Source organism: Pseudactinotalea sp. HY160, assembly GCF_009372055.1.
In the GTDB taxonomy this organism is placed as follows: Bacteria; Actinomycetota; Actinomycetes; order Actinomycetales; family Beutenbergiaceae; genus HY158.
The window spans coordinates 1-13,683 of record NZ_WHMT01000006.1 but is presented as its reverse complement, the minus strand read 5'-3'; the positions used below and the strand labels follow the sequence as shown (position 1 = coordinate 13,683).

At 73.8% G+C, this 13,683-nt stretch carries 11 protein-coding genes and 1 rRNA gene; all 12 read right to left on the bottom strand.

What is annotated here, in order from left to right:
• Positions 1–5: 5 nt before the first annotated feature.
• The gene (locus tag GCG21_RS07365; RefSeq protein ID WP_370517377.1) at positions 6–1,103 is read right to left on the bottom strand and encodes a glycosyltransferase family 4 protein; all 1,098 of its coding nucleotides are present in this window, start codon (positions 1,101–1,103) and stop codon (positions 6–8) included.
• Positions 1,078–2,784, bottom strand: coding sequence for a murein biosynthesis integral membrane protein MurJ (murJ, locus tag GCG21_RS07360; protein ID WP_370517376.1), 1,707 nt, complete (start codon positions 2,782–2,784; stop codon positions 1,078–1,080). The genes GCG21_RS07365 and murJ overlap by 26 nt, the downstream gene beginning before the upstream one ends.
• The gene (locus GCG21_RS07355) at positions 2,781–3,719 is read right to left on the bottom strand and encodes a hypothetical protein (protein WP_152818707.1); all 939 of its coding nucleotides are present in this window, start codon (positions 3,717–3,719) and stop codon (positions 2,781–2,783) included. The genes murJ and GCG21_RS07355 overlap by 4 nt, the downstream gene beginning before the upstream one ends.
• Positions 3,719–4,765, bottom strand: a complete 1,047-nt coding sequence (locus tag GCG21_RS07350) for a copper transporter (protein WP_152818705.1) — start codon at positions 4,763–4,765, stop codon at positions 3,719–3,721. Before GCG21_RS07350 ends, GCG21_RS07355 begins: the two co-directional genes overlap by 1 nt.
• A 15-nt stretch (positions 4,766–4,780) precedes the next feature.
• Positions 4,781–5,962 (bottom strand): putative cytokinetic ring protein SteA, encoded by a 1,182-nt coding sequence (gene steA / locus GCG21_RS07345; protein WP_152818703.1) that lies wholly within the window; start codon positions 5,960–5,962, stop codon positions 4,781–4,783.
• Between the two features lie 27 nt (positions 5,963–5,989).
• On the bottom strand, positions 5,990–7,795 hold the full coding sequence (locus tag GCG21_RS07340) for a DNA repair protein RecN (protein WP_370517375.1): 1,806 nt from the start codon (positions 7,793–7,795) through the stop codon (positions 5,990–5,992).
• Positions 7,792–8,643 (bottom strand): NAD kinase, encoded by an 852-nt coding sequence (locus tag GCG21_RS07335; RefSeq protein WP_152818701.1) that lies wholly within the window; start codon positions 8,641–8,643, stop codon positions 7,792–7,794. Before GCG21_RS07335 ends, GCG21_RS07340 begins: the two co-directional genes overlap by 4 nt.
• Positions 8,640–9,500, bottom strand: coding sequence for a TlyA family RNA methyltransferase (locus GCG21_RS07330; protein ID WP_152818699.1), 861 nt, complete (start codon positions 9,498–9,500; stop codon positions 8,640–8,642). Before GCG21_RS07330 ends, GCG21_RS07335 begins: the two co-directional genes overlap by 4 nt.
• Positions 9,500–9,697, bottom strand: a complete 198-nt coding sequence (locus GCG21_RS07325) for a hypothetical protein (RefSeq protein WP_152818697.1) — start codon at positions 9,695–9,697, stop codon at positions 9,500–9,502. Before GCG21_RS07325 ends, GCG21_RS07330 begins: the two co-directional genes overlap by 1 nt.
• Before the next feature lie 112 nt (positions 9,698–9,809).
• The gene (locus tag GCG21_RS07320; protein ID WP_152818695.1) at positions 9,810–10,895 is read right to left on the bottom strand and encodes an HAD-IIA family hydrolase; all 1,086 of its coding nucleotides are present in this window, start codon (positions 10,893–10,895) and stop codon (positions 9,810–9,812) included.
• A complete protein-coding gene (locus GCG21_RS07315) occupies positions 10,888–13,263 on the bottom strand; it encodes a hypothetical protein (protein WP_194164986.1) in 2,376 nt (791 codons plus the stop codon). The genes GCG21_RS07320 and GCG21_RS07315 overlap by 8 nt, the downstream gene beginning before the upstream one ends.
• Before the next feature lie 115 nt (positions 13,264–13,378).
• Positions 13,379–13,495 (bottom strand): 5S ribosomal RNA (gene rrf, locus GCG21_RS07310).
• Between the last annotated feature and the right edge of the window lie 188 nt (positions 13,496–13,683).

Here is a 13,683-nt window from a genome sequence, read left to right as displayed (position 1 = left end):
GATTTTTACCCTAGCAGCCGCAGGTAGATCTGGTCAGCCTGATCGAGCATTTCCGATGTGGTGGGCAACTCATTCGCGCGTTCGGTCGCCGCGGCGCGCAGGCGTTCCAGCCGGGCCGGGTCGTTCAACAGCTCGAGGACGGCGCCCGCCACCTCTCCCGCATCGCACCGCACGCGCAGCGCGGCCTCCCCGGTGACCTCGCCGCTGCCGCCGACGTCGGTCGTGACGATCGCCGCGCCTGCCCGGAGTGCCTCCTGCAGGTTGAGCGGCTGTCCCTCCCACTCGCTCGTGCTCACCACGACGGTCGCGGTGGCGAGCAGATCGGCGATGTCGGAGCGGGCGCCGAGGAACGTGACCGGCCCCCCGGCGGCGGCCCGCGTCAGCTCCTCGCGCAGGGGGCCGTCGCCGGCCACGAGCCAGCGCGCGTGCGGGTATGCGGCGGCGACGGCGGTCGCGGCCTCGAGCAGCAGACCCATGCCCTTCTGCGGGGCCAGGCGGGCCACGGTGAGCAGGATGGGCTCGCCGGGGGGCACGCCGAGGTCGGCGGCCGGGATCGAGGTGCCCGGGCGGGTCGGCGGCGGCGCGGGCACGAGGGCCCGCTCGACGATCGGCACGCCCCAGCCCCGGGCCCAGTCGACCAGGTCGCCGCTCACGCCGAGCACGGCCCCGGCCCGGCGGGCGATGATCCGGGCGAGGATCGCCGAGACCGCCTGGATGGCGCGGCCGCCGACGGGCTTGTTGTGAAGCGTGACCACGAGGCGGGTCCGCAGCCCGGTGAGTGCGAGCGCGGCCAGTGCGCCCGCGCGCAGCCCGTGGGCGTGCACGAGGTCGGCACCCACGGGCTGCGCGCGCGCGAGGGCGCGCAGCCGGCGGACCACCGCGAGGTCGCCGGCCCGGGGCCGGTCGGTGATCTCGACCCGCGTCGCGGGCACCGGGGAGCCCTCGATCACGTCGGCGGGGCCCGCGAGCAGCACTCGGTGGCCGCCCGGGCCGGCGAGGACGGCGCTCAGCTGGTGCACGTGCCTGCGCACTCCGCCGGCGCTGGAGCCGGTGACCTGGAGGATGCGCACGGGCCGGTCACTGCTGCGGGCGGGCTGAGCCACGGGGCCTCCGGATCACGTTGAGGAGTTCTCGGTCGGTGAGAAAGACGACCCCCACGACGACGATGATGCACACCGTACCCCCGAGCAGCCCGCTCAGCAGCGCCGGGGCGACGCTCGTGCCGAGGGCCGCGAGCAGGGCGTCGACGATCCAGCGGCCGGCCACGGCCGCCGCCGCGGCGGCGGCCAGCCCCGTGACCAGGGTGCGCAGGATGCCTGCGAGCCGGACGCCGTCCCCGATCCGCGTGAGCGCCCACAGCAGCGCGGCGGCCGCGACGGACATGCCCACGCTGTGGCCGAGGCCCAGGGCGATGAGCGTGCCCTCCTGATCCCCGCGATCGCCGGCGATCAGGCGCACGAACACGATGCAGCCGGCCACGACGGCGGCCCAGCCGAGCGCGGTGGCTCCGACCGCCAGGCGGTTCCGGTCGGCCGAGTAGAGCACGCGGGAGATATGGAAGATGAGGCTGTAGCCCACGAGGCCCGGCGCCATCCAGGCAAGCCCCGCACTCATCCCGGGCATCGGATCCATGAGTTCGAAGACCGACTGCACGGCCGGCGCCACGGCGATGAGGGCGGCGACCCCGATGAGGGCCGCCACGACGACGGTCCGGGTGGAGGAGGCGATGGCGGCGGCGAAGTCCCGGTCGTGGTCGCCCTCGTCCGGGCCGGAGCCGCCCCCATCGATGGCGGTGGAGCGGGCGGTGCGGTCGGTGCGGCCGGACAGTTCGGCGAGCTCGGCGATACGGGGGAACACGGCGGTCGCGAACGGCACCGCGAGCACCGCGTAGGGCAGGAAGTAGACGGCCTGGGAGTACTGGAACACGTTGATCGTGCCCACGAGCCCGTATCCGCGGGCGAGCCAGACCACGGCGAGCACGCTCGCCTGCTGCGCGATGAGGGAGCCGATCCCGGCGAAGGCCAGGGAGCGGGCGCGGCGCGCCACCCCGGGCGGGAACCGGAGGGTGGGGCGGAACCGGATCCCGAGCCGGAACACGGGCACGAGCAGCGGCAGGCTCATCGCCGCGACCCCGGCGGTCGTGCCCCAGGCGAGCCAGGCGAGGGAGGCGTCGGAGAGCCGGCCCGGCTCGTCCTGGAGGCCGTCCGCCAGCGCGCCGAACACGAGGTAGCTCGTGACCACGACCGCGGTCGAGGCGATCGGGGCGAGCACGGGGGCCAGGAAGCGCTTGTGCGCCTGCAGCAGCCCGGTGAGCACGACCCCGATGCCGTAGAGCACGACCTGTGGGGAGAACACGATGAGGAAGGTCGTGGCCAGCTCGACCTGGGCGAGGTCGGCGGCCGGATCCGACCCCTTCGACATCGGCATGAGTTCGGCGATCGGCCGCGCGAACACGGCGAGCGCGATCCCCACGGGCACGAGTCCGGCGAGGGCCCACGTGAGCAGGGCCGAGGCGATCGCCTGGACGTCACCGGTGAGCCGCTTGGCGAGCGGCCCGGCGAGCAGCGGGATGACGGCCCCGGCGAGCGCTCCCCCGGCGACCACCTCGTAGAGGACGTTGGGGATCGTGTTCGCCGAGGCGTAGGCGTTCCCGACGGCGCTCGCCCCGAGCACGCCGGCCTGGGTGAACCAGCGGCCGAATCCGAGTATCCGGGAGACGATCGTCAGGGCCGCGATGAGCGTGGCCGCGCCCGCGACCCCCCCGAGGAGCCGCGCCCTGCTCACTCCCCGCTCACCGGGGGATCCTCCGGGCCCGGGTCGGCCGGTTCCCGGCCCCAGTCGTCGATCCGGCGCAGCGCGGGCGTGGCCGCGATGACGGCGGAGAAGCTCACCTTCTCGCTCGCGACGGTGAGCGCGGCGATGCCGGCGAGGGCCGCGACCCGCAGCCGCGTGCTCGGCTGGAGCGCGAGGGCCGTGCCGACGAGGGCGCCGAGCGCGTTGGCACCCACGTCGCCGAGCATCGTCTCCTCGGCGAGGTCCCCCGGCGCCGCGGCCGCGACCACACCGAGCGCGCCGGCCGCCAGCGGCGCGCCGATCCGCCACCGCCCACCGGCGCACGCGAGCGGCGCGGCGAGCACGGCGACCGCCTTGAGGCCCCGGCCGGGGCGCAGGTCGAACAGGTTGACCAGGTTGGCGCTGCCGGCGATGAGGCCGCCGGAGACGAGCACGTCGGCGAGCCGGGCCGGCAGCGGCGGCGTGGGGCCGGGCGGGCGCCCGCCCCCCGCCGTGATCGCGGCCGCGAGCAGCGCCGCGCCGGAGATCCCGAGCAGCTTGACGGCGCCGGTGGTCACCTCGCCCCGGGCCAGCGCGCCGAGGTGGCCGCGCAGCCCCTTCGAGGCGCCCGCGTCCGGGGCGAGGTCGTCGGCCGCGCCGATCGCGGCGGCGGTGACCGTGGCCAGCAGCGCCCCGGTGCGGATCCGGGCGGCGCTCGGGCCGGAGTGGGCCGGGCTCGGGGTCGACCTCGGCACGCCGGCCGCAACGGCCACGGCGCCGGCCCCGGCGGCCACGCCCCCGAGCAGGCTGACCGACCGGCCGCGGAAGTTCGTGCGCCGCCAGGTGTCGGCGCCCCGCGGCGGCCGGGCCCGCAGGACCGCCCCCGCCGCGAGGGTCGCGCCGGCGCCGGCGGCCGCGGCGAGGAGCCGGGCCGGCACGGGACGCATCAGGCCGCGTCCGCGTCGGCGTCGGCCGTGGCTGGATCCGCTGTGTCGGCTGGATCGGCCGTGTCGGACGTGTCGGTCGCCTCGGGCCGATCCTCGGCCTCGGGCAGCACCGGCGGCTCCAGCCCCGGGTCGGCGGGGAGCACGGCGTCCACGCCGTCGGCGAAGCCGTAGGAGGCCACGGTTCCGGACAGGTCGACGGCGAGCGCGCGGGGGGTGATGATCAGGGCCGTCTGCTGCCCCGGGGAGTCGACGGTGGTGACCGAGTCGGCCGCCTCGTTGTCGCCGCGGACGACGCGCACGAGGTCGCCGTCGGCGGTGTCGGGTCCGAGCAGGGTGAAGCCGCCGGGCACCTGCGCCAGCGAGCGGGTGAGCGCGAGGGAGGCCGTGAGCACCTCCTCGCCGCCGGGTTCGGCCGGAGCGACGAGCACGATCGCGTCGACCGGTGCCGACGGGGCGGTCTCCTCGGCCACCAGTTCGCTGCTGAGCAGCAGCTCGTACATCGAGGTGGCCTCCGGCGAGAACTCGGCCGGGTCGTAGGGGTCGTAGCCGGTGAGCGCCTGGCCGATCGCGGAGCCGAGCACGGATTCCACGCTCGCGTCCGCGGCGGGCTCCGGGCTCATGTACGCGGTGATGTTGCCCGCGATCCCGGAACGGAAGGAGCGCTCGCCCGGGGAGGTGAACGTGCCGGTCACGCCGAGGCGGCCGTCGATCGTGGCACCGGCCTGGCTCAGCGCCTCGCTCACGGCCTCGACCGTGTCCTCGTTCGCTCCGGGCAGCGTGAGCAGGGCCACGGAGTACTCGGGCAGGATCCCGGCGAGCAGCGGCTCGGTGGCCGCGGCGATGAAGGCCTGGCTGTCCTCGTTGCGTGCCTGGGCGTCGTCGAGGCTCGCACGCAGGTCGTCCTTCTCCTGGCGCAGCTGATCCACCTGGCCGGTGAGCGAGTCGGCGATGTAGTCGCGCAGGGGGCCCGCTCCGAGCACGATCCCCACGGCGAGCGCGAGGAAGACGGAGATGAGCGAGACGATGTGATACCGAAAATCGATCACGAAGGGTCCTTACCGTTAGAACAGGCCGGAGAACAGGTTCGAGAACCAGTCCGTGACGTCGTCCAGGCGCGCGAGCACGATCCGCATGAACGCCTGCCCGGCGGGGGTGGCGGCCATCGCCGCGAGGAGTGCGGCGAGGCCCGCCAGGACGAGGAAGGTCATCGACCAGTTGGAGATGCGGTGCCGGTACAGGGTGGACACGCCCTTGGCGTCGATGAGCTTGCCGCCCACCCGCAGGCGGGTGAGGAAGGTGGAGGCCATGCCGGCGCGGCCCTTGTCGAGGAACTCCACGAGGGTCTCGTGAGTGCCGACGGCCACGATGAGCTCGGCGTCCTTGTCGTCGGCGAGGAGCATCGCCACGTCCTCGCTCGTGCCGGTGGCGGGGAAGACCGTGTGCTCGACCCCGAGCCGCTCGACCCGCTCCCGGCCCGGGGCGCGGCCGTCGCGGTAGGCGTGCACGATGATCTCCGCGCCGCACCGGAGCGCCCGGTCGGAGACGGAGTCCATGTCGCCGACGATCATGTCGAGGTGCAGCCCGGCCTCGAGGATCGCGTCGGCGCCGCCGTCCACTCCGACGAGCACGGGCCGGTACTCGCGGATATAGGACCGCAGCATCGCCAGGTCCTCCTTGTAGTGGTACCCGCGCACCACGATGAGCACGTGCCGCCCGGCGATCTTCGTGCGCACGTCCGGCACGCCCACGCCGTCGAGCAGGAGATCGCGCTCCCGCTTCATGTACTCCATCGTGTTCGCGGCGAACGCCTCGAGCTGCACGGACAGGCCCGCGCGGGCCTCGTCCATGTTCTCGGCCACGCTCTCGGCGCTCTGGCGAACGCCCTCGGCTATGACGCCGCCCGCGGCGTCGGTCACGGTCGCGCCGTCGAAGGCGACTCGGGCGCCCTCGGTCACGGTCATGATGTCGGGACCCAGGTCGTCGATCAGCGGGACGCCCGCGTCGACGAGGATCCCGGGCCCGAGGTTCGGGTACCGCCCGGAGGTGGACTTGGCGGCGTTGAGCACGGCGGCGGGCCGCTTGGTCACGAGCGCCTCGGCGCTGACTCGGTCGAGGTCGACGTGATCGATGATCGCGACCTCGCCGGCACGCAACCGCTTGGTCAGCGTCTTGGTCGAGGGATCGACCCGCGTGACGAAGGCGGGTTCAGCGGTCGTCGCGAGGCGACGGAAGGGCATTCTCATCGGGATCATCGTGCCACATCCACGGGGCTACGCCCCGGAGCGACCCCCGTCGCGGGGAGCCGCCGCCCCGGCGCGCACGGGCCGCTCGAGCAACTCGGCCGCGTGGGCCAGCGCCGTCGCCGAGCCGGGGTCCCCGGAGAGCATCCGGGCCAGTTCGGCCGTGCGATCCTCGCCCGCGACGAGGAGGATGTCGCTGTTGGTCACGGCGTCCGCGCCGTCCCGGGTGTGTTTGCGCACGACGACGTGGGAGTCGGCGAAGGCGGCGACCTGGGCGAGGTGGGTGACCACGATCACCTGCGTGTGCCGGGCGAGTTCGGCCAGCCGGGCGCCGACGGCCACCGCCGCGCGGCCGCCGACGCCGGCGTCGACCTCGTCGAAGACGAACGTGGGCAGTTCCTCGTCCCGGTCGCTCGCGAGCGCGACCTCGAGGGCGAGCATGACCCGGGAGAGCTCGCCGCCGGAGGCTCCCTTGGCCAGGGGCCGGCGCGGCCCGCCGCGGTGGGCGGTCAGGTCGAATTCGACGTCCTCCGCGCCGTGCGCGGCGAGATGGGCGCGGGGGGTGAGGCGCACGTGCAGCCGGGCGCCGGGCATCGCCAACTCGGCGAGTTCGGCGGCGACCGCCTCTTCGAGCTGGAGCGCGGCGGCGTTCCGGGCGGCCGTCACCGCCGCGGCCAGCCGGTTCTCCTGTTCTGCGGCCTCGGCCAGGTCGGCGAGGAGCTTCTCCCGCCCGGCCCCCGGGGCGGTGAGGTCGCCGTGGCGGGTCCGGGCCCGCTCCGCGAAACTCAGGAGGGCGGCGTCGGCGTCCTCCTCCTGCTCGGGGTCCTCCTCGCCGGGGGTGCCGGCGTCCGGCGTGCGCACGAGCGGGGACCGTCCGAGGAGGTCGCGGGCGAGGTCGGCGAGCTGCGCGCGCCGCTGGTGAACGTAGTCGAGCCGGGCCGGGTCGGCCTCGAGTCCCTCCGCGTAGGCGGAGAGCTCCACGGCCAGGTCGCCGAGCTGATAAGCGATGTCGGCGATCCGGCGATCCCATTCGGCCAGTGAGCTGTCATGGGAGTGGGCCTCGGCGATCGCGGCGCGGGCGGCCTCGATCAGGGCGTTGGCGCCGGCCTCCTCCTCCCCGCCGGTCAGGGCGGCGTGGGCGATGGCGGTGGCCCGGCGCAGGTCCTCGACGTTGCCGAGGCGTTCCGACTCCTCCCGCAGGAGCCGCTGCTCCCCCGGTTCGGGGGCGGCCTCGTCGATCCGGGCCAGGGCCGCCTCGAGCCGGTCGACCTCCACCCGGCGCTCCTCGGACTCGGCGTCCCAGCGGTCGAGCCGGTCGGCGAGCTCGGCCCGGAGCGCGTGGGCCCGTTCGAACTCGGCGAGCAGGCGGGCGTGCTCGGGGCCGGCATAGGCGTCGAGGGCGGCGCGCTGCTGGGCGCCGGCGCGCAGCCGGAGCTGGTCGGACTGCCCGTGCACGGTCACGAGTTGCGAGGCGACCTCGGCGAGGATCGCCTGCGGCACGGATCGTCCGCCCAGGTGTGCCCGGGAGCGCCCCGCGGCGGCGACGGTGCGCAGGACGAGCAGCGCGCCGTCGTCCAGTTCCGCCCCGGCGTCCTCGGCGATGGTGAGCGCGGGGTGACCCGGCCCCGGCACGAGGCGCCCCTCGACGCTCGCGCGCTCGGCGCCGGTGCGCACGGTGCCGGGGTCGGCCCGGCCGCCGAGGAGGAGGCCCAGGCCGGTGAGCAGCATCGTCTTGCCCGCCCCGGTCTCGCCCGTGATCACGGTCAGGCCCGGCGCCAGGTCGATCTGTGCCTCGACGATGACCCCGAGGTCGCGAAGCCGGAGGTCCTCGATCACTCCCCCTCCTCCCGGCTCCCTCGCCAGCCGGTCACCGGCAGGTCGAACTTCTTCACGAGCCGGTCGGTGAACGGGCCCGTTCCGAACCGGGCGAGGCGCACGGGCTCCGTGCCGCGGACGACCTCGACGTGGGAGCCGGCCGGCGCGGCGATCGCCCGGCGGCCGTCGCACCAGACCACGCCGTCCGTGTAGCTGCGGCCGAGGATCTCCACGGCCATGACGGAGGCGGGTCCGACCACGATCGGGCGGGTGAACAGGGCGTGGGCGCTGATCGGCACGAGCAGGAGGGCCTCGACGTTCGGCCAGACGATCGGGCCGCCTCCGGAGAAGGCGTAGGCGGTGGACCCGGTCGGGGTCGCCAGCACGACCGCGTCGCATCCGAACGTGGAGACGCCCCGGCCGTCGATTCCGATGGCGACCTCGATCATGCGGTCCCGTTCGGTCTTCTCCACGGTGGCCTCGTTGATCGCCCAGCCGCGCTCGGGGACCCGTTCGCCCGGGCGCTGCACGGTGACCTCGAGGGTCATGCGCTCGTCCACGTGGTAGTCGCGTTCGGCGGCCCGGCGGACGACCTCGCTCGCATGGTCCACCTCGCTCTCGGCGAGGAAGCCGACGTGGCCGAGATTGACCCCGATGATCGGGATGCCGCGACCGCGGGTCACCTCGGCGGCCCGCAGGATACTGCCGTCACCACCGAGGACGATGGCGAGTTCGTAGTCGCCGTCGTCGATCTCCTCGGCCGGCACGGGCTCCATGCCCACGGTGGCCAGGTCCTGGGCGACCGTGCGGGCGAGCACGCTCGCCTGCGGCCGGGTGGGGTGGGTGAAGACCAGGACGCGGCGGCTCATGAGCTCCTCCCTGTTGCTGCGCCCGCGGGGCCGGCGGCGATCGCGGTCGCGATGAGGTCGTCCCGGTCGGCGGCGGCCGCCGGGGAGGTGGGGTCGGGCACGTCGGGGCCGGCGGCGCGCAGGTGCACGAAGTACTCGACGTTGCCGCTCGGGCCGGGTAGCGGTGAGGCGATCACAGCACGAGTATGCAGGCCGAGCGTGGCCGCGTGCGCGAGGACGTCGCGGACCGCTTCGGCGTGGAGCGCGGGATCACGGACGACGCCCCCGGAACCGAGGCGGCCCTTGCCCACCTCGAACTGGGGCTTGACCATGAGGAGGAAGTCGGCGTCCGGGGTGACCGCGGCGACGAGGGCGCCGAGCACGAGGGTCAGGGAGATGAACGACAGGTCGGAGACCACGAGGTCGGGCGCCGGGGCGACCGCGGCCGGGTCGAGGGTGCGCACGTTCGTGCGGTCGAGCACGGTGACGCGCGGATCGTTCTGCAGCCGCCAGATCAACTGGCCGTAGCCGACGTCGACGGCCACGACACCGGCGACGCCCCGGCGAAGCAGCACGTCGGTGAACCCTCCGGTCGAGGCCCCGGCGTCGAGGGCCCGCCGTCCGGTCAGGGGCGGGGCGCCGTCCCCGAGCGCGTCGAGTGCGCCCGCGAGCTTATAGGCGCCGCGGCTCGCATAGCCCGGGTCCTCTTCGTCCGGTACGACGTGGACCGCCTGCGAGGGCAGCAGTTGCGTGGCCGGCTTCGTGGCCGTGGCGCCGTCGAGCCGGACCCGGCCCGCGGCGATGAGCTCGGCGGCGTGCGCGCGCGAGCGGGCGAGGTGACGGCGCACGAGCTCGGCGTCGAGGCGAACCCGCGCCATCAGCGATCGGCCTCCGCCAGCCGGGTCTGCAGCAACCGGTGCACCGCGTCGAACGCCGAGACGTGCTCGGCCAGGGGTGCCTGGCCGAGATCCTCGACGGCGGCCAGCGCGGCCTCGAGCTCGGGCCCGAGATCGGTGTCGCCGGCCTCGTGCGAGGCCCGGGGATCCCGTGGCACGGGCATCGGTCGTTCTGTCACGGTCTCCACGTTAGCGCCACCCGCCGGTGAGGGCCCACCGCCGCCGGTGCTGTGGGCGGCCGTGGGCGGCTGTGGTTGGCCGGGGGCAGCGCACCCGGCGCCGTCCGGACCGTCAGGCCCGCTCGGGGGCGACGTGCAGGTCGGTGAGCCGGGCGAGGTCGAGCCCGTCGGCGGTCCAGCCGGCGGCCAGGAGCGCCCGCAGGCCGTCGAGCGAGATCGTCGCCTCGGCGGCCGCGTCCGCACCCGAGATCACCGTGGTGAGCCCGTTCTCGGTGAGTTCGAGTCGGGAGTCCCTCACCTGTGCCCGGGCATCCCGGCAACGCCAGGAGTCCCCCTCCGGGGCGACGGCCGGGTGCGGTTCGAGCAGCCCCCGCAGGTCGTGGGCGAGGAGCGTCGGGCGCTCGTGTGCCCCGGCGCGCAGGAGCTCGCGGGGGCCGTCGACGCCGGTGAGCACGTGCATCGAGGGGTACCCCGCGGCGCGGGCGCCGGCGATGTCGGTGTCGAGCCGGTCGCCGATCATGACCGGCCGCCGACCGCCCGCACGCTCGGCGGCCTGGTGGAAGATCTCGGGCTCGGGCTTGCCCGTCGCCCGCGGCCGGACGCCGGTCGCGTGCGCGACCGCGGCCACGAGAGAGCCGTTCCCCGGTGCCATGCCGCGTTCGGTCGGGAGCGTGGAGTCGAGGTTGGAGGCGATGAACTCCGCACCGTTGCCGATCGCGTACGCGGCCTCGGCCAGCTCGGGCCACGCGAGGGTGCGCGAGAGCCCCTGCACCACGACGGCGGGGTCGTCCTCGGCGCTCGTGACGGGAACCATGCCGGCCTCCTCGAGCGCGAGGAACAGGCCCGGACCGCCGACGACGAGCACCTTAGTGCCCGCCGGATAGTCGGCCGCGATGAGCACGGCGGCGGCCTGGGCCGCGGTGGTGACCTCGTTCTCGAGCGTGGGGATGCCGAGGTCGCGCAGGTGGTCGGCGACGTCCTGAGGCGGGCGCCCGGCGTTGTTCGTCACGTAGTGCAGGCTCACCCCGCGCTCGCGTGCCGTGGCGAGCGACTCCGCCGCGTGGGCGACGGCGTGGGGGCCGCGGTACACGACCCCGTCGAGATCGAGGAGCACCAGATCCGTGCACGCGATGAGCGGCTGCTCACACGAATCGAGGGGGCTCTCCCCCGTCAGGCTCGAGCGGTGGATCTCAGTCATTCGACTCCTCGTCCTCCGCGCCGGCCCCGTCGGAGCCGTCGACCTCGTCGCGCCCTGCGGGTTCGTCGGCCTCTTCGTGTGCTGCGGGTTCGTCGACCTCGTCGCGCCCTGCGGGATCATCGGCCTCTTCGGACGCTGCGGGATGATCGGCCTCCCCGGCGTCACCGGACCCAGCCGGCTCCGTCGGCTCCGTCGGCTCCGTCGGCTCCGTCGGCTCCGTCGGCTCCGTCGGCTCATCGTCCTGCACGGACGACGTGTCCTCGTCGTCGGCGTCAGGGGCGAGGTCCTCGTAGTCGAGGAGGGCCTCGGGCTCGGGAAGCGTGGCCGCGAGTGCATCCGCCTCGGCCTCGCGCCCGAGCGCCCTGAGCACGTCCGCCTGCATCGACCGGACGCGGGTCTCGGTCGCCGGCGTGCGCGGGGCGTCCTCGATCACGACGAGCGCGGCGTCGGCCTGGTCGAGGTCGAGGCGCGCGCCGGCCTCGACGATCGCCAGTTCGGCACGCTGATTCACCGACTGATTCGCGGGTGCCTCCGCGATGACGTTGAGGGCGCGTTCCGGCCGCCCGAGCCCGCGTTCGCAGTCGGCCTCGATCGCCCGGTGCGCATCGATTCCGGACAGGCGCCGAACCGTGCGCAGTTCCCGGAGTGCCTCCGCGTACCGCCCGGTGGCATAGGCGGTGAGGGCCCCGGCCTCCCGCACGACGTCGATCCGGCCCGCGCGCTGCACGGCGGCCTGGGCGTGCTCGTAGGCGAGCTCGGGATCGCTCTCGAGGAGCGTCCCCGCCATGACGAGGTGTCGGCCCACCCGTTCCGCGTTCTCCTTCGAGAGCGAGCGGAGCCGCGACCGGGCCTCCCGGTCGAGCTGCTGGAAGGTGATCTCCTCCGGGATCCACGGGGCGCGTGGGCGATCCTCGCGGCTGCCCTGATAGCCGCGGTCGCTCTCGGAATGACTGCCCTGGTGGCCGCCACGGTCGTCGCGACGCCCCTGGTAACCGCCTCGGTCACCCTCAGGACGCCTGCCCTGGTAACCACCACGGTCCTCACGGTTGCCCTGGTAACCACCACGGTCCTCGCGCCGACCTTGGTAACCACCGCGATCATCGCGTCGGCCTTGGTAACCGCCACGGTCCTCGCGCTTGCCCTGGTAACCGCCACGGTCCTCGCGCCGGCCCTGGTAGCCACCACGGTCGTCACGCTTGCCCTGGTAACCGCCATGGCCGTCACGATCGCCCCGGTAACCACCGCGCTCGTCACGTCCGCCCTGGAAACCACCACGGTCCTCGCGCCGGCCCTGGTAGCCACCACGGTCGTCACGCTTGCCCTGGTAACCACCACGGCCGTCAGGATTGCCCTGGATACCGCCGCGATCCACGCGACGCCCCTGGTATCCGCCACGGTCGTCGCGCCGGCCTTGGTAACCACCACGGTCATCACGGTTCCCCTGATAGCCGCTGCGATCACCCTCAGGACGACGGCCCTGGTAACCACCGCGATCGTCACGCCGGCCCTGGAAACCACCGCGATCGTCACGCCGGCCCTGGAAACCGCCACGGTCTTCGCGCTTGCCCTGATAGCCACCGCGGTCGTCACGATTGCCCTGATAGCTACCGCGATCCTCGCGACGCCCCTGGTAGCCGCCGCGGTCGCCCTCGGGACGACGCCCCTGGTAACCGCCACGGTCGTCACGATTGCCCTGATAGCCACCGCGATCCTCGCGACGCCCCTGGTAGCCGCCCCGGTCACCCTCAGGACGACGCCCCTGGTAACCACCGCGATCGTCGCGCCGGCCCTGATAGCCGCCGCGATCCTCGCGACGCCCCTGGTATCCGCCCCGGTCGCCCTCGGGACGACGCCCCTGGTACCCGCCACGGTCGTCGCGCTTGCCCTGGTAGCCGCCACGGTCGTCGCGCTTGCCCTGGTAGCCGCCGCGATCCTCGCGACGCCCCTGGTATCCGCCCCGGTCGTCACGCTTGCCCTGGTACCCGCCACGGTCATCACGATTGCCCTGATAGCCACCGCGATCCTCGCGACGCCCCTGGTAGCCGCCCCGGTCACCCTCGGGACGAAGCCCCTGGGAACCACCCCGATCGTCACGCTTGCCCTGGAAACCGCCGTGATCCTCGCGACGCCCCTGGTAGCCGCCCCGGTCGCCCTCGGGACGACGCGCATGGTAACCACCGCGATCGTCACGCTTGCCCTGGTAGCCGCCCCTGTCATCGCGCTTGCCCTGGTACCCGCCACGGTCGTCGCGTTTGCCCTGGTAGCCGCCACGGTCGTCACGGCGGCCTTGGTAGCCGCTACGGTCGGGGCGGCGCCGGTGCTCCTCGTTGCCGCTGCGACGTTCGGGCCGATCGTTCTCGTCAGCCATGATTCTCCTCGTTCGTACGTAGCGGCATCGGACAGACCTCATCTTGGCACGGGATCGCCGTGGCCAGAGAAAGAAGAAGAGGCCACCCGTGTGGGTGGCCTCTTCTTGAAGTTGTGTCCGGCGGTGTCCTACTCTCCCACGTGGTCTCCCACGCAGTACCATCGGCGCAGAGGGGCTTAGCTTCCGGGTTCGGAATGGGACCGGGCGTTTCCCCCTCGCTATGACCGCCGTAACTCTATTGAGATATTGCTTCGGTTTCCCGGTCGTATCTCGGGAACCATACAGTGGACGCACGCTAAACTTGTGATTCTTCCGAACCCTACAAGGTTCGAGTGTGGTGAAGTTATCGGCATATTAGTACCGGTCAGCTGAACGAGTCGTTAGTCCTCGCTTACACATCCGGCCTATCAACCCAGTGGT